Raw genomic sequence first — 16,244 nt, forward strand, 5'->3', positions numbered from 1 at the left:
TGATATGTGTTTTTTAGGAATCCTTTTGGGACATTTTCTCTTGCGCTTTCTTAAGACATTATCACTTTTGGAGCAGAGGTTGTTTTTATATCGATACAATTTTGTTGACAATTAACGACGCTTGTGATATCATTAGCTTATCGATATTTTGCTGACATGTTCAGCGAAATATTGACAAGGAAAAGAGTGCTCAGGACACTGGGAGACGGCCGATCCATTGGCGGAGTTTTCTTTTTCTCAAACTGAACATGTTACAGAAAATGTTAGTTCTGATTCGGTTAAAGCAATGATTCGTTATCACTAAACCAATCTATAAGGAGCTTGTCATGAAAGATAGAAACAAACTACCGATTTCGACTAAATCATGTTTTGCAATAGCAGATTTTGGTAAGAATTGCCTTATTATTTTTAACACGTATTTTTTATTGTACTTTTATACGGATATCATTCAAATTGATCCGGGTGTAGCCGCTATTATCATGGGTATTGCAAGAATTTGGGACGCAATCAATGACCCGATGATGGGCGTTATGGTAGACAGAACCAAGTCAAAAGAAGGCAAGTGCAGATTCTGGCTGAAATATTTCTCCGTTCCTGCAGGTGTATGTCTTTTCCTCAGCTATTTTGTTCCGGAACTTTCCGGCAGCAGCAAGATTATTTGGGTTGCTGTAACCTACATTTTCCAGGGTATGGCAACAACCATTACCAGTGTTCCTCTGAATACGCTTCTTGCTCGTCTTACCGACAACAGAGAAGAACGTGTTAGCCTGGGACAGTACAAGGCTGTCGGCACACTGGCTGCAAACCTGATTATTCCGGCTATTTCTCTGCCTATGGTAACGAAGCTGGGCGGTATGGATTTGGAAAAAGGCTTTGCCCTTGTTGCAGCGATCTATGCCGTTGCTTATGCGCTGTGCCACTTAGTCGCATACTTTGGAACCAAAGGCTATGAGAGAACCTATGAAGAAGAAATCGAGCTGGAACCGGAAAAGAAAGACGATGTTACAATCGGTCAGATGTTATCTGCGCTGATTCACAATAAGTACTGTCTGATTGTCAGCTTGTCGTATATTGGATATCTGCTTTATGCCTCCGTCATGGGAAGCACTTTGGTGTATTACTTACAGTACAATATTCAGAATACCGGTCTGATGTCAGCATATTCCATGATTGGTACAGTGACAGCAGTTCTTCCGATTCTGTTTATGAGATGGCTTTCTTCTAAAATCGGCAATGCGAAAACCTGCTTTTTCGGATGCATTTTAGCAATCGCAAACTATGCGCTGAGATTTATTACAAGAGACGCATTTACACCGCTGCTGTTCTTCTGCTGGGGCGTAGAGGGTATCGGTCTTGGACTCTTTGGAAATATGATTTTCCAGTGTATCTTAGACTCTATGATTTACGGAAAATGGAAAACAGGCGTTGATAATCAGGCCAGCATTATGTCAGTGTTTACTTTTGCGCAGAAGTTCGGACAGGCGATCGGCGGCGTTGTTGCAGCAGCACTGCTCACTTTAGTGCCTTACGTTGCGGGCGCGGAAATGCAGGAAAACTCTGTATTACAGCTGTTCTTTGCTGAAAATATTACCATACCGGCAATCGCCTTTGCTGTAATCGCACTGCTGTTCCTGTATATTGCGAAGATTGAAAAGCAGATTCCGCAAATGCAGAAAGAAATCAAAGAACGCGAAGCTGCTGCAGAAGCAAGATAAACGGCATCTGAAAAGGAGTATTTGAAATGGAAGCTATTTTGAGAAAATTTGAATCAGAAGGCAAAGCGGCTGCAGGTGGAATTGAGATTTCTTATAAAACCTGCTGCGGCGATTATCCTGTTTACGGAGAAGACGGAGCATTGCTTGGCACGATGTTTACATATTCTTATGTGCGGACAGATGTTGAATCTTCTCAGGACAGACCGGTGATATTTGCCTTTAATGGAGGACCGGGTTCTTCGGCTCTGTGGCTGCATACAGGACTTTTGGCGCCGAAGCGCATTAGACTTGAAAATCCTACCGCGCCGCAGACAGTACCGCCATTTGAACTTGAAGAAAATCCTAATTGCTTTTTGGATCTTTGCGACGTTGTTATCATCGATCCGATGGGAACAGGCTGGAGCCAGATTATAGAGGAAACAAGGCAGGCGGAGGCTTATTCCTACGAAAAAGATGGTGAAATTTTTGCGAGATTCATCGAAGATTGGATTAGAAAAGAAAATCGTTGGGCCAGTCCAAAATATCTCATGGGTGAAAGCTACGGAACGATGCGTGCTTGTGTGATTCCGTCAATTCTTATGGGCGGACCGATTTGTACAGGCGCTGTATCAAAGGGCATTACCATCGATGGCATTATCATGATGGGAACGGGACTCAATGTGAATCCGCAGCCAAACTGGTGGGACGAATACGGTGTTGAGAAGATGGTGCTGGATCTGCCGACTATGGCGGCGTGTAACTGGTATTTTAATCGGGAAGAGAAACCTGATTTACACGCATTTATAGCGGAGGCGGACGCCTTTGCAGGAAAGGAACTTCTCGCTGGATTATACCGTGGAAACAGAATGACCGAAGCAGAGACGAAGTCTTTCATCGAGAAACTGACCTATTTTACAGGACTTTCTCCATCTTATTTAAAGAAAAAGAATGACCGCATCAGTCTTAGCGAGTTCAGCAAGGAGCTCCTCGGCGATGAGGGCCAGGAAATCGGCATGTATGACGGCAGATTTGTCATGCATGCAAGCGGTCAAATCGGTATGGCAGACCCTGTTGCAGATGACGGCGCTATGGGACGCTATACACCTGCTTTCCGTGGTGGATTCCTGAAACTGGCAGAAGAACTGGGAATTGACATTGATATGCCATACCACATCATCAATTTCAATGTAAATGGTATGTGGAAGTTTGACGGAATAAAGACACCGCTGGAATATCTGCGGGCGGCGCTGCGCAGAAATCCGAGCCTTCGGGTACTGCTGACCAACGGCGTATATGATTTGGTAACTACCATCGGGCAGGCGCGCTATGCGGCGGGACATCTGGATGCTGAGAAAGGGCAGGTGATTCTGAGAGAGTATCCATCGGGGCATATGTCTTACGTAGGCGAAGAAAGCGGAGAAAAATTATCTCAAGATATCAGAGATTTTATTGAAAAGGAGGAGATGGAATCATGTTATTGAATCGTTGCAGATTAGTAGGTGCTTTGTCTGGCGGTGTGGAGAGTGAATGCGGCGCAGTTGAAATAGAAAATGGGAAAATTTCAGCAGTCTATGACAGGCCAAAGGAAAACTATGAGGGTGAAGTCATCGACTGCGGCGGCAAAACTTTGCTGCCGGGGCTGATGGATACCCATACCCATTTAATTGGAATTCGTTACTTCACGGCGGATATGATGAGAAATCCGATGAAGTTGTTCATGAAAACCGCAGAGGTCAGCAAGCGGTATCTGGATTACGGATTTACAACGTTGAGAGACTGCGGCACACCGCTGCGTGTTGCAAATTATGTTCGTGATGCTTTTGCGTCTGGCTTGATGACAGGACCTAGAGTCATTTCCAGCGGACATATCATTTCAACGACAGAAATTGAAGAAGCGGATATTATCTATGATATGTATAAGTGGGGCGATGGTCCTGACGAGCTGATGAAGCTGGTGAGAAAGGAGTTAGCTGAACACGCCGATTTTGTAAAAATTATGGCGTCAGGCTCCGCTTTCCACAAGCAGGGCATTCCGGTACAGCCGATTATTACCAAAAGAGAAATAGAGGCGATTATTGAGGCAGCAGATTTAAAGAGCGCTTATGTAGCGTCTCATGCTCATGGCGACGGCGCAATCCGTCTCAGTATTGAAAGCGGGGTAAGAACCGTGGAACATGCGTCATTCATCAGCGATGAAACCATCGAAATTCTGATGGGAAAGAAGAATTGCTATTTGGTACCGACCCTTTCTGCAATGTACCAGAATCCGGCGCAGACACCGCCTGAAATGGAATTTCTTTTAGAAAAGCTGGCAAATATGCTGAAACTGACAGCGGGCAGAATTAAATCTGCCTATGAAGCAGGACTGAAACTGGGCTTTGCGACAGACAGTACTGTAGGCATGGATCAGTACGAGGAGGGCATCGAATTCCGTTTCAGAAAGGAACTTTGCGGCATGAAAGATTTGGATATTTTGCTGCAGGCGACTAAGTACAATGCTGAAATTCTTGGCATTGAAAAAGAAACTGGCGAAATTAAGGAAGGTTTAGCTGCTGATTTGATTCTGGTGAGCGGAAAACCGGAACAGGATATTTCTGTCATGTATCATAAGCCGGAAGCAGTATTCCTGGCTGGTGAAAGGGTGAGATAGAAATGAAAATCGAGAAAACAAAATCCTATTTGACAGAGAAAAGCTGCATCTTGCGGGATGAAGAAGTCGCTTATAAAGCAGCAACTGAGGAATGGACCTTTTTCGATGATTGCGGTGAGGCTGAGGCGACAGCATATACCATAGCTTATGAGCGTACCGACTGCAGCGAGGCAGGAAGACCGGTGCTCTTTGCCTATAACGGCGGGCCGGGTTCTTCCAGCGCTGTGATTCATCTGGGCGCTCTTGGTCCAAAAAGAATAAAGTTTGGCGACGCAGTTTCCATGGATTTTATGCCGCCTTTTGAAATGGAAGATAACCCTGATACGATTTTGGATATTTGTGATATTGTGCTCATCGATCCAGTGGGCTGTGGTTATAGCCGCCTGATGAAAAACGAGGCAAAGCATAAATACTATTCGTCTGACGGAGACGCCATTGAAATTGTGCAGCTTATGAACAAATGGCTGAGCAGTCACGACAGATGGAACGCTCCGCTGTTTGTCATGGGTGAAAGCTACGGAACCATTAGAAATGCACTGGTTGCAGATAAGATTTTCTATAACGAGGGAACAGGCCTTAGCAGCTGCAATACGCTCCATTTAAGCGGTGTGGTTATGCTGGGAACGGCGCTGGATCACGGACAAACACCGTTTCCTGTAGATACAGCAGTACTGAATTTTAGCTCCATTGCGGCAAGCTACTGGCTGCACCATCAGGATGGAAAGCCGTCCTTGGAAGACTTTACAAAGGAAGCTTCGGAATTTGCATATCGGGAATATCTGCCGGCGCTGGCCCTTGGCAGCCGTCTTGAAGAAGGGGAGAAAAACCATATTTTGGAAAGACTGGAGTATTTCACAGGGCTGGATGCGGAAACCCTTTTGAAACTGAATTTGCGGGTAGAAACAAAGAATTATCCTTTAATCGGTATGGCGAAAGAGGGATACCGTCTCAGTCGTTATGACGGCAGGTTCAAAATGGACGCATTGGAGGATATTTCTACTTATGATATGTTCGGTGACGATGCAATCAGCGCAATGGCGATGCCTGCTTTTGTCCACTGTTTTAACAGTATGATGAAAAAGGAACTGACCATAGAAAATGACGATCTGTACGATAATTTAACCATGGACGTCAGCGAAAGCTGGGATTTTCATACCATGAAACCGCCGGTTAAGTGTCTTGAAAGCGCTATGCGCAAAAATCCGAAGATGAAAGTTATGTTTGGAACCGGATACTATGACATGGTAACGACTTTGGGCTATACGGAGTATTTGGTTGCATCACATGATTTGCCCAAAGACCGGATTCAGTTTGAAGCCTATGAATCAGGTCATATGCCGTACTTAGGTGAAGTGACAGCGGCTAAGCTGGGCGAAGATCTGCATAAGTTTATCCAGTGGGCATGCAGATAATCGGTTTGATTTTGGCAGGGATGTCCGCAATCCTTGGCGGAAGTTCTGTGGTTGCGACAAAGGCAGGCATGGGAAAGGCGGATGTTTACTGGGTCAACGGCCTGAGTAATACCATCATCTTTTGCATGTTTGCAGCAGCGGCAATCCTGTTTGGCAGCTTCAATCAATGGGGGCTGGTGGAAAGCTGGCCTCTTTTGACGGCTTCCGGTTTTTTTCTGGGCATATCTTGGGTTTTCTATTATCTGGGGCTGAAAGACGGTCCGGTCAGCGTGGTGCTGGCACTGCAAAATCTGTCCATTGTTATGACGATGGTTCTAAGTGCGGTGATACTGCGGGAACATATCTCAGGCGCTATGCTGGCAGGCGCAGTGTTGATGGCAGCGGGGACTGTGCTGATGATTGAAAGAGACGAGGAAAATAAATCATCGCAGGAGAAAAACTGTGCCAGTCGAAAATGGATTGTGTATGAGGTTTTGTCTGCTGCATGTATATCGGTTTCTCATATCTTGACGAAGATGGACAGCTCACCGGTAGACAGCAATTTTGCCAGTGGGATACGGTATTTTATCGTAATGATTATGATGTGGATTTTGTATCTGGCGAAGCAGAAAGAGGAAAAACCAAGGAGCAGGCACCGGCAAAAGGCATGGTCCTTGGCGGCAGGGGACCTGGTAAAAATCGTATTAGGCGCTATTTTGCTTGGCGGCGGATATATCTTTTTCTATAAAGCCTTGATTTTTGCTGATGTCAATGTGGTAACAACGATTTTTCGTATGAGTATCATTTTATCTGCGGTGTTGTCGGCGGTGTTCTTAAAGGAAGCTATGCTACGGAAAAAGATAGCGGCTATTTTGATTATGACGGCGGCTTTGGCGCTGTATGTGATGTGAAGTAAAAATAAAGAAAATAGCAAAGGACGTCCTGATGATTTGGGACGTCCTTTTGCGTAAGACAGTATGCAATTATTTTTGATAGATTACTTTTCCGTTTAATACTGTCATCTCGACCTGAGCATCTTTGATTTTTTCAGGCGGGATATCGTATATATTTTGGTTCAGAACGACTAAATCGGCGTATTTACCGACCTCGATGGTGCCGTTTATTTCCTCGGAGTAGGAAGAGTAGGCTGCGTCTTTGGTGAAGAGACGAACCGCTTCGTGAACAGACATGGCCTCCTCAGGAATCCAGCCTTCCTCCGGCTGTCCGTGAATGTTTTTTCTTGTGACAGCAAAGTAGATGTTTTCCAGTACATCAAAGCTTACAACCGGTGCGTCGGAGCCGCCGGACACGGGAATGCCCATGTCCAGCATGGATTTCCAAGCGTAGACTTTATCCATACGGTGGCTGCCGATTCGGGATTCTACAATATCCATATCCAGATCGAGAAATACCGGCTGAATGTATGCAATGATATGATTTTCCTTCATATCGTCCAGCACCTTTTGACTGGTAATCTGCGCATGGACAATGCCGTGCCTGTCTTTCGGATTATCCTTTCTGTAAGGGGAGGCTTCGATGGCTTTGATTACCATATCCATAGCCCTGTCTCCGATGCAGTGTACAGCAATCTGCATGTGATATTTGTCGCAGCAGGCGACGATTTCGTTGAGTTCCTCCTGCTCATAGATAATCAGACCTGTATTGGAAGAATCTCCCTCATAAGGCTGCGACAGAGCAGCGGTTCTTGCGCCCAGGGAACCGTCCTGCAGTAGCTTGACCGGACCGATTGTGAAGAAGTCGCCTTGCTGACCAGTTCGATAGCCTTCCTTTAGAAAATCCTTTAAATCCACAAATCTCTCAAAGAGGCATTGTTCATAGATACGAAGATTCATTTCCTTGCGATTGTCCAGGGCTTTGAAAGCAGACATAATTCTGCGCCAGTTTTTACCCGGAAGGGAAGCAAGGTCATCAGACTGAATAGCGGTGACACCTGCCTCGTTTAGTTTGCTGATACCGAATTTGATGTAATCTTCGATCTCTTCCTGACTGGGAGCATCCAATACAGAATAGAAGAACTGAACAGCATTTTCCTTCAGAATGCCGTGAACTTCATCTACGTCACGGCAGATTTCCGGGTATTCTTTGATCTCCTTCAGCCTTTCCAGCCCGCAGGAGTTGCATACTGCGGTGTGTCCGCAGACGCGAACCATGATAATAGGAATGTCATCTGCCAGTGCGTCCAGGTCCTTTTTGTCTGGATACTTGGGCACGTCGAAAAGTTCCTCGTTCCAGCCGCGGCCAAAGAGCCATGACAGCGGTTTTTCCTTTCTGATTTCAAGTCTTTTAGCTGCAGCGTCCAAAACGTCCTGCACACTGCGGCAGTCGAAGAGTTTGACGGAGTTTTCCACAAAAGCGTAGTGGAGCATGTGCAGGTGGCTGTCAACAAAGCCGGGCAGCATCATTTTTCCTTTCAAATCGATGCGTTCTTTACAGGAAAGCAAAGCAGCTTCCTCGTCAGAACCGACAAAGGTGATTCGTCCGTCGGTAATTCCAACGGCATTTGCTATGGTATCCTGCCCATCCAATGTGCTTACAATTCCGTTGTAAAATAATGTATCCATGTTTTATGCGTCCTTTTTCTGTGCTTTTTCTTTATCCTCAAAGAACAGGTGCATATCCGGGTCGATTTTGCCTTCACCCAGGTAACGTGCACGGTAGTCCTTTAACAGCTTGATGAAAGTGCCGCTGAGCAGGAACAGGGTTGCAACGTTAAAGAAGGTTGGGAATACAGTAGTAAAGTCTGCAATGACCCAAAGCTGTGCAGGGGTGCCGTTTCCGTATACAGTCAGTACAGTTACGATAAGACCCCACAGCGGTGTTCCGATGAGGAATACTTTGGAAGCAATTTTCTTCACTTTATCTTTTCCTTTCAGAGCATGGTCTAAAATAACCTGATAGTAGGTGAACCAGCCCGTGGAAGTGGTCATGCCGAACAGGAAGATACTGATAGCGATCATAATTCTTGCGAAGGAGCCGATGACGGATTCGAAAGCTGTCAGTGTCAGGGTCGCTCCCTGCAGACCGCTGTCCCAGTAACCAGTTACAATAATAACAAGTCCTGTCAGGGAACATACGACGATGGTGTCCATGAATACTTCAAAGGCGCCCATCAGTCCCTGTTTTACAGGGTGATCTGTGTTTGCAGTAGCGTGTACCATTGGCGAAGTACCCCAACCGGCTTCGTTGCTGTATACGCTGCGAGCAAAGCCAAGTCGCATAGCGTAAGCCACTGTTGCGCCAAGGAAAGCGCCGGAAGCAGCCTGTGTGGAGAATGCACCTTTAAAGATCATAGCGAAGGTGTGAGGCAACTGGTTAGCGTTGATAATCAGGATAGCGATAGCTGCGATGATGTAAAAAGTGCACATAATCGGTGTCAGATAGGAGGCAACAACGCCGACCTTTTTGATACCACCGATGATGACGATGTAAATTCCGATTACGTAAAGAATCGCAGGTACGATGAGAGGCAGTCCAAAGGTGTTGCCGACAGCTTCAGATACGGTGTAGTTCTGTAATGTGATGAACCATGTCATAAAGATACAGCCGCCGAAAATAACAGCAAAGACTTTCCAGAATTTATATCCTTTTTCCTGACCCAGACCTTTCTGCATGTAATAAGTAGGACCGCCGCGGAATTCGCCGCCGGGAGTGGATTCTCTGTAATAAACAGCCAGTGTAACTTCTGCCATTTTGATAATCATGCCTAAAAGAGCGGCAACCCATAGCCAGAAGAGGGCGCCTGGGCCTCCTGTTGCAATGGCAGTAGCGACACCGCTCATATTGCTGACGCCGACTGTACCGCCGATAGCGATGGAAATGGCCTGGAAAGGAGTTAGTTTTTTCTTATCATCGGCTCCGCCGCTGCGGCGCTCTTTGTTGAAGAGACTGCCTATAATATGTCCGAAGTGACGGAGCTGAAAAAATCCGGTGCGAAGGGTTAAGTAAATGCCGGTGACCAGTATTACGATCAGAAGCGGCAGTCCGTAGAGGAAATTTGTAAACTGTTCAAAGAGTGCAAACATAGTTTCTACCTTTCTTTCTTGTTTTTTAGATTTGTAAAATTTTAGTTGCGCGCTATTAATTATATAGCAAAAAGCGTGCCAGTACAGAAAAAAGAGAAATTAAGTAAAAGTCAGGAAAGAAATAGGAAATTTTATTGCAAAAATGGGATTATTATCTTATAATTATCCGATAAAGGAAAATGAGCAAGGAAAGGGGAAGATTGATGAAGAACGTATGTTTGGTATTTAATAACAGAGAAAATTTTGCAGTATGTGATTTGCTTTTACGGAATTTAAAGTACGTGCTGGGAGAATATGTTGAGGGCAGAATTTGTTTTCTCGAAGAACTGAACCATGAGGCGCTGATAGATGCAGATTTGTTTGTTGTTTTATATGAAGACCGAGTTTACGCAATGAAGGATTATACTTCTTCGCTGGACAAGGTCATTGTTATGGGAAGAACCATTCAGCGGCAGTTTTTGCCTGAGGTTTTCAGTATTCCGGAAGGAACCAATGTGCTTGTGGTCAACGATTCGAGAGAAAGCACGCTGCAGGTTACCAATAACCTGTATGAGATGGGACTCAATCATTTACATCTGATTCCCTATTTAGAAGGGGAAAATGAGGCGCAGTATCGTGAAATCACCATTGCCATTACACCGGATGAAAAAGTGCCATCGTTTATTAAAAAAGCGATTAACATCCAGAACAGATATATCGATGTGAACACTTTTATTACGATTATCAATAAGCTGGGACTGCATAACGAAAGTGTGACGAGAAATCTTTTGAAGTACACCCAGCTGGTAGCTGAAAACAACAAGGGCATCAATGAGCGCTATGTAACGGAGCATCTCAAGACAAAAATGCTTAAGCGAACGATTAGGGATGCGCAAAATGCTGTTTTGATTTTGGATAAGGAGCTTCGCACTGTATATGTCAATGATAAAGCACAGACGCTGCTTGGTATTGACGATAGAGAGGGCGTCAGTGTTTCCTCCTTTTTTGATGATGATATGGTGGAGATGATACGTCATGAAGAATTTGACAATCGATTGGTAAAATTTTACGGAGGCAATTATATTGTCACCAAGATTGATGTAAAAATTGTGGATCAGGTGATTGGATATTCGCTGCTGTTTAATGATGTCAAGGACATTAAGAACATGGAAAACGCACTGAATAAGCAGCTTGTAAAGAGCGGATTGGTAGCGAAATACACCTTTGACGATATATGCTGTGAAAGTTCTGCCATGCGTAAATCCATCGAGATTGCAAAGAAAGCTGCGCTTTCGGATTATACAGTTTTAATCAGCGGAGAAAGCGGCACCGGAAAGGAAATGATTGCACAGTCTATTCATAATTACTCCTGGAGAAACAGTCAGCCGTTTGTGGCGATTAACTGTGCGGCGCTGCCGGAGTCACTTCTGGAAAGTGAACTGTTCGGCTACGAAAAGGGCGCTTTTACCGGTGCGTCAGTCAACGGAAAGACCGGTCTCTTTGAGCAGGCCAGCAAGGGTACTATTTTTCTGGACGAAATCGGAGATATGTCTTTAAATCTGCAGGCAAGACTTCTGCGTGTGCTGCAGGAAAAGCAGATTATGCGTCTTGGCAGTGATAAGGTCATCGATGTAGATATTCGGATTTTGGCTGCCACCAACAAGGATCTGCGGGAAGCCATTGCTCAAAAAGAGTTTCGAGAGGATTTATATTATAGGCTCAGCAATATTCCTGTTGAACTACCGCCTCTGCGTCAACGACCGGAAGAAATTCCAAAGCTGATGGAGGTTTTTCTCGGCGAATCTTACGAGAGGCTGACTGCCGAGGAGAAGACTGCACTTGCGCAGTACTCATGGCCGGGTAATGTGCGTGAGTTAAAAAATGCAGCAGACTACTATCTGCTTCTTGGAGAGTTGCCGAAGGGAATCGGCGCTACCGTGTTACCGCAGCGGGAAGTAATTGGTACTGAGCCAAAGCCGACAGATATTAGGGAGCTAGTGCTGGATATTATAAGCAGACATACGGACGCTGATTCCGGCATTGGGCGCACTGCGATTTTGTGGGAGCTATCAAAGAGGGGAATCAGACTTAGCGATGATAAGGCGCGAAAATTGCTTCATACATTGGAATCGGAGGGCCTGATTGAAATCGGAAAGGGAAGAAGAGGAGGCAGGGTGATTTGAAGAACAACCCAAGGGGCTTGCTTTGCCGGCAGGTTCCTTGGGCTGAAAAATTCATTTTATAGTTTTTAGTTCTTCGAAAGATATGCTGGTCAGTACTTTTCGCTTATACAATTTTAATATGTTGCTTTTTGGGAACGCGAATTATTTCTCAATCTCCCCAATCAGATTCACCATCTCGATTGCGCCAACTGCACAGTCATAGCCTTTGTTTCCAGCTTTTGTGCCGGCTCTTTCGATGGCCTGCTCGATGTTGTCTGTAGTCAGAATACCGAACATCACAGGAATATCCGCAGCTAAAGAGACGGAAGCAACGCCTTTGGAAACTTCTGCGCAGACGTAATCATAGTGGGAGGTAGTGCCGCGGATTACTGCGCCAAGACAGATGACCGCGTCGTATTTTCCGGACTTTGCCATTTTCTGTGCAATGAGAGGAATTTCAAAAGCGCCTGGACACCATGCAATTTCAATGTTTTCTTCTTTAACGTCGTGACGTTTTAGACCGTCCAGGGCGCCGCCAAGCAGCTTTGATACGATAAATTCGTTAAATCTGGCGCATACGATGCCAACTTTGATTTCTTTTGATACTAATTTTCCTTCATAAATTTTCATGTTTTATTTCTCCTATCTTAAGATTAGATTTTTGTCAATATCATTTCCGGAGCGTTATACAGTAAGAGCAGTGCAGCTCTCCGGGAAAGATTTGACGTATGGTTTATTTATAATCCAGAATGTGTCCCATTCTTTCCTGTTTGGTTTTCAGATAGAACAGGTCGTGGGCGGTGGCAGGCATCTGAATCGGCACGCGCTCTGTGATGTCCATGCCGAACTCGGACAGTTCGTAAACCTTCTGTGGGTTGTTGGTTAAAAGCCGCAGGGTTTTCGCGCCCAGATCTTTTAGAATCTGCGCGCCGATATAGTATTCGCGAAGATCGCCCGCAAAACCCAGGGCAAGGTTGGCTTCCAGGGTATCCATACCCTGATCCTGTAGTTCATAAGCTTTCAGTTTATTGATTAAGCCGATGCCTCTGCCTTCCTGCCGCATGTAGAGGAGAATGCCTCTGCCTTCTGCCTCAATCTGGGTCAGGGCAGCGGCAAGCTGCTCGCCGCAGTCGCACTTAGCCGAACCGAAGGCGTCGCCGGTCAGACATTCAGAGTGTACACGGCACAAAAGATTTTCTCCGTCTCCGATATCTCCTTTGACCAATGCGATATGATGCTCGCCGTTGAGTTTATTGATATAGCCGTGTGCCATAAAGTTGCCGTATTTGGTTGGCAGTTTGGTAACAGCGACGCATTCTACCAGGTTTTCGTGTTTTTTTCTGTATTCCTGGATAGCTTTGATGCTGATGAATTTTAAGTCATATTTGGCAGCAAGTTCTTTCAACTGCGGGGTGCGCATCATAGTGCCGTCTTCCCGCATGATTTCGCAGCACAGACCGCATTCGGAAAGCCCAGCAAGGCGCATCAGGTCTACGGTTGCTTCTGTATGGCCGTTCCGCTCCAAAACGCCCTGCGGCTTTGCAAGCAGCGGAAACATGTGACCGGGACGACGGAAATCCTCTGGTTTTGCGTCACCTGAGACGCATTTTCTGGCGGTCAGTCCACGTTCCTCAGCGGAAATGCCGGTCGTGGTGTCTACATGATCGATGGAAACGGTAAAGGCGGTGCAGTGGTTGTCAGTGTTGTTGTCAACCATCTGGGGAAGCTGGAGTTTCCTGCAGATTTCTTCGCTCATCGGCATGCAGATAAGACCTTTGCCATGAACCGCCATAAAGTTGACGTTTTCAGTCGTGGCAAACTCTGCGGCGCAGATGAAATCGCCTTCGTTTTCTCTGTCCGGATCATCGGTGCAGAGAATGATTTTACCCTGGCGCAAATCTTCCAAGGCTTCTTCTACTGTACTGAACTCAAATTCTTTCATGGTGATTTTCCTTTCTTTTTTGTTTCTAATAATTGAATCCGTGTTCTGCAAGAAACGCGGCGGTGATGTTACTTTCTTTTTTCGCAGGAGCAGCGTTGGGATCTTCAAGGGAGAGCAGCCGCTCCACGTATTTTCCGATACAGTCGTTTTCCAGATTGACGATATCCCCCGACTTTTTATCTGCCAGTATGGTTTCAGATAAGGTGTGGGGAATGATGGAGACAGAAAAGCTTCGGTGCTCAAGCCGCGCTACTGTCAGGCTGATTCCGTCGATGGCGATGGAGCCTTTTTCTATGATATATTTTAGCAGTTGATCACCGCAGTTGATGGTGTACCAGACTGCATTGTCGTCCTTTTGAATCTGGGTAATCGTGCCCGTGCCGTCGATATGTCCGCTGACGATATGTCCGCCGAATCTGCCGCCCGCTGCCATAGCACGCTCCAGATTGACCCGGCTACCTGCGGATAAAGCCCCTAGAGAGGACCGGTTCAGAGTTTCGTGCATGACATCAGCGGAAAAGCTGCTTCCGTTAAAGCTTGTGACAGTTAGGCAGACGCCGTTTACTGCAATGCTGTCACCCAGATGAATGTCAGACAGGATTTTTTTGCAGCCGATGTGTAAAACCGCCGAAGCGGCATTTTTCTGAACAGCTGTTACGGTGCCGCACTCTTCTACAATTCCTGTAAACATGGCAAAACCTCGCTTTCTATGAGTAAATCTTCGCCGATGGCGGTAATCTTCGAATTAGTCAGTTTAACAGCTTCCGAAGGAAATTCGGCGCCGTCTCCGGCAACAGGGGAGAGGGCATTTTTTCCTCCGAAAATCTTCGGGGCGATATATGCCTGCAGTCTGTTGACAATGCCGGCATGCAGCGCCGACCAGTTCAGAGCAGCGCCTCCTTCCAAAAGAATACTATCTATTTTCATGGTGCCCAGAAGCACCATCAAGATTTTCAGGTCGATAGAGCCGGAAGCATCCTTTGGAACCACTAGAATTTTACAACCTTTTTCCAGATAAGGTGCGTGGCGCGCAGGATCATTTTCTGCTGTAGCAATCATCGTTTTCACTTCGGAAGCGGTAGTTATAATCTTTGACGTGAGAGGTGTGCGAAGACTGCTGTCGCAGATAATGCGAATCGGATTTTTTCCGCTGCCATCAGCCAGTCTGCTGGTCAAGAGTGGATCGTCAGCAAGAACTGTACCAATACCGACCATAATCGCTGTGTACAGATGTCTGTCCTGATGAACCTTTGCACGGGCAGTCTCGCCTGTAATCCACTGGGAATGACCGGCGAAGGTAGCAATTTTCCCGTCCATAGTCATGGCATATTTCAGCGTCACATAAGGAGTGTGACAGGTGATATAGTGGAAAAAGATTGGATTCAGCTGGTCGCATTCTTCGCGAAGGAAATCGGTTGTGACTTTGATTCCGGCAGCTTTCAGGAGCTCGATACTTTTGTCTAAAACCTGCGGATTGGGATCGCGGGAACCGATGATGACATGGGAAATACCGCTTTCAATGATTGCCTCCGTGCAAGGCGGCGTTTTGCCGTAGTGACAGCAGGGCGTCAGGGTCACGTAGATAGACGCGCCTTTTGGGTCATTTCCACGACTTCTGCAGTCTGCAAGAGCGTTGCGCTCAGCATGAAGCTGTCCGTACTTTTCGTGAAAACCCTGTCCGATAATCTTGTCATTCTTTACGATAACTGCGCCGACCAGCGGGTTAGGGGCGGTATAACCGGCGCCCTTTTTCGCAAGATTGATGGCAAGCCTCATATATTTTTTGTCCATAGGAGGTATTCCTTTCCACAAAGCAAATGCATGAAAGAGCATGGAGACTAGCTGTTAGTACTTATTTCGGTTTTTTTCAAAAAAGGTACTAAAACTTTTAATCTGTGCAGCCTATTATATGGAAATTAAAGAATAAAATCTCATATAATGGAAAATTTGTGCGCAAATAAAGGCGTGATGAACCAAAACTGATGTAAAATTTTGATTGACAGCCGTGAAAGCCTCTGGGTTAGCATCGAATAACTGTTGATTTTTAGTACCTTTTCGTAAAAAATCGTCGAAAAGTACGAAAACAAAGTTTCATGCGGTTGCTATGTTTCTTTCTAAATAAAAAGTCCTGAATCGACATGAATTCAGGACTTTAGTTTGCAAAATATGCTTCGCCTATAAAAAACTCTGGAACTAAAAATTCCAGAGCATCATAAAACGAAACAAGAAATATCTTCTTCCATCCAGACTGTACTGTCGGTTCCGGAATCACACCGGATCAGCGCGGGAAGCGCTCGCGGACTATACCGCCGGTCGGGAATTACACCCTGCCCTGAAGATTCAATATGAACTTTTCAATATGGTCATTTTATACCTGTCAGAT

At 45.7% G+C, this 16,244-nt stretch carries 12 protein-coding genes and 1 riboswitch; of the genes, 6 read left to right on the forward strand and 6 right to left on the reverse strand.

Annotated elements, in window-relative coordinates; genetic code table 11:
* Positions 1 to 326: 326 nt before the first annotated feature.
* From D1155_RS01955 to D1155_RS01975, 5 genes are read left to right on the forward strand one after another with little or no spacing between them, the layout of a single operon-like run.
* Positions 327 to 1,715 (forward strand): glycoside-pentoside-hexuronide (GPH):cation symporter, encoded by a 1,389-nt coding sequence (locus D1155_RS01955; protein WP_160200742.1) that lies wholly within the window; start codon positions 327 to 329, stop codon positions 1,713 to 1,715.
* A gap of 26 nt (positions 1,716 to 1,741) precedes the next feature.
* On the forward strand, positions 1,742 to 3,175 hold the full coding sequence (locus tag D1155_RS01960; RefSeq protein WP_160200743.1) for a hypothetical protein: 1,434 nt from the start codon (positions 1,742 to 1,744) through the stop codon (positions 3,173 to 3,175).
* Complete coding sequence (locus D1155_RS01965; RefSeq protein WP_160200744.1) at positions 3,166 to 4,344, forward strand: amidohydrolase family protein; 1,179 nt, start codon at positions 3,166 to 3,168, stop codon at positions 4,342 to 4,344. Before D1155_RS01960 ends, D1155_RS01965 begins: the two co-directional genes overlap by 10 nt.
* A gap of 2 nt (positions 4,345 to 4,346) precedes the next feature.
* On the forward strand, positions 4,347 to 5,756 hold the full coding sequence (locus D1155_RS01970) for a hypothetical protein (RefSeq protein WP_160200745.1): 1,410 nt from the start codon (positions 4,347 to 4,349) through the stop codon (positions 5,754 to 5,756).
* Entirely contained in the window at positions 5,747 to 6,646 is a 900-nt protein-coding gene (locus D1155_RS01975) for an EamA family transporter (RefSeq protein ID WP_160200746.1), read from the forward strand. Before D1155_RS01970 ends, D1155_RS01975 begins: the two co-directional genes overlap by 10 nt.
* 72 nt (positions 6,647 to 6,718) lie before the next feature.
* Here D1155_RS01975 and D1155_RS01980 read toward each other — a convergent pair whose 3' ends face one another.
* Entirely contained in the window at positions 6,719 to 8,317 is a 1,599-nt protein-coding gene (locus D1155_RS01980) for an amidohydrolase (RefSeq protein ID WP_160200747.1), read from the reverse strand.
* Between the two features lie 3 nt (positions 8,318 to 8,320).
* Positions 8,321 to 9,778, reverse strand: a complete 1,458-nt coding sequence (locus tag D1155_RS01985) for an amino acid carrier protein (protein WP_160200748.1) — start codon at positions 9,776 to 9,778, stop codon at positions 8,321 to 8,323.
* A 203-nt stretch (positions 9,779 to 9,981) separates the two neighbouring features.
* On the opposite strand from D1155_RS01985, the gene D1155_RS15915 reads away from it, so the two are divergent.
* A complete protein-coding gene (locus tag D1155_RS15915) occupies positions 9,982 to 11,940 on the forward strand; it encodes a sigma 54-interacting transcriptional regulator (protein ID WP_160200749.1) in 1,959 nt (652 codons plus the stop codon).
* A 141-nt stretch (positions 11,941 to 12,081) separates the two neighbouring features.
* Here D1155_RS15915 and ribE (D1155_RS01995) read toward each other — a convergent pair whose 3' ends face one another.
* From ribE (D1155_RS01995) to ribD, 4 genes are all read right to left on the reverse strand, one after another.
* Positions 12,082 to 12,549, reverse strand: a complete 468-nt coding sequence (gene ribE, locus D1155_RS01995; protein ID WP_160200750.1) for a 6,7-dimethyl-8-ribityllumazine synthase — start codon at positions 12,547 to 12,549, stop codon at positions 12,082 to 12,084.
* Between the two features lie 103 nt (positions 12,550 to 12,652).
* Positions 12,653 to 13,861, reverse strand: coding sequence for a bifunctional 3,4-dihydroxy-2-butanone-4-phosphate synthase/GTP cyclohydrolase II (locus tag D1155_RS02000; protein WP_160200751.1), 1,209 nt, complete (start codon positions 13,859 to 13,861; stop codon positions 12,653 to 12,655).
* Between the two features lie 25 nt (positions 13,862 to 13,886).
* A complete protein-coding gene (gene ribE / locus D1155_RS02005; RefSeq protein ID WP_160200752.1) occupies positions 13,887 to 14,552 on the reverse strand; it encodes a riboflavin synthase in 666 nt (221 codons plus the stop codon).
* The gene (gene ribD / locus D1155_RS02010; protein WP_160200753.1) at positions 14,534 to 15,652 is read right to left on the reverse strand and encodes a bifunctional diaminohydroxyphosphoribosylaminopyrimidine deaminase/5-amino-6-(5-phosphoribosylamino)uracil reductase RibD; all 1,119 of its coding nucleotides are present in this window, start codon (positions 15,650 to 15,652) and stop codon (positions 14,534 to 14,536) included. Before ribD ends, ribE (D1155_RS02005) begins: the two co-directional genes overlap by 19 nt.
* Before the next feature lie 436 nt (positions 15,653 to 16,088).
* Positions 16,089 to 16,205, reverse strand: a riboswitch (FMN riboswitch).
* Positions 16,206 to 16,244 lie beyond the last annotated feature (39 nt).

It is taken from the genome of Anaerotruncus sp. 80, from assembly GCF_009936115.1.
In the GTDB taxonomy this organism is placed as follows: Bacteria; Bacillota; Clostridia; order Peptostreptococcales; family Anaerovoracaceae; genus Senimuribacter; species Senimuribacter intestinalis.

What these genes read in the sequence shown, in the direction of transcription:
- D1155_RS01955 (WP_160200742.1), top strand. Translation starts at nt 327, where the DNA reads ATGAAAGATAGAAACAAACTACCGATTTCGACTAAATCATGTTTTGCA.
- D1155_RS01960 (WP_160200743.1), top strand. Translation starts at nt 1,742, where the DNA reads ATGGAAGCTATTTTGAGAAAATTTGAATCAGAAGGCAAAGCGGCTGCA.
- D1155_RS01965 (WP_160200744.1), top strand. Translation starts at nt 3,166, where the DNA reads ATGTTATTGAATCGTTGCAGATTAGTAGGTGCTTTGTCTGGCGGTGTG.
- D1155_RS01970 (WP_160200745.1), top strand. Translation starts at nt 4,347, where the DNA reads ATGAAAATCGAGAAAACAAAATCCTATTTGACAGAGAAAAGCTGCATC.
- D1155_RS01975 (WP_160200746.1), top strand. Translation starts at nt 5,747, where the DNA reads ATGCAGATAATCGGTTTGATTTTGGCAGGGATGTCCGCAATCCTTGGC.
- D1155_RS01980 (WP_160200747.1), bottom strand. Translation starts at nt 8,317, where the DNA reads ATGGATACATTATTTTACAACGGAATTGTAAGCACATTGGATGGGCAG.
- D1155_RS01985 (WP_160200748.1), bottom strand. Translation starts at nt 9,778, where the DNA reads ATGTTTGCACTCTTTGAACAGTTTACAAATTTCCTCTACGGACTGCCG.
- D1155_RS15915 (WP_160200749.1), top strand. Translation starts at nt 9,982, where the DNA reads ATGAAGAACGTATGTTTGGTATTTAATAACAGAGAAAATTTTGCAGTA.
- ribE (WP_160200750.1), bottom strand. Translation starts at nt 12,549, where the DNA reads ATGAAAATTTATGAAGGAAAATTAGTATCAAAAGAAATCAAAGTTGGC.
- D1155_RS02000 (WP_160200751.1), bottom strand. Translation starts at nt 13,861, where the DNA reads ATGAAAGAATTTGAGTTCAGTACAGTAGAAGAAGCCTTGGAAGATTTG.
- ribE (WP_160200752.1), bottom strand. Translation starts at nt 14,552, where the DNA reads ATGTTTACAGGAATTGTAGAAGAGTGCGGCACCGTAACAGCTGTTCAG.
- ribD (WP_160200753.1), bottom strand. Translation starts at nt 15,652, where the DNA reads ATGGACAAAAAATATATGAGGCTTGCCATCAATCTTGCGAAAAAGGGC.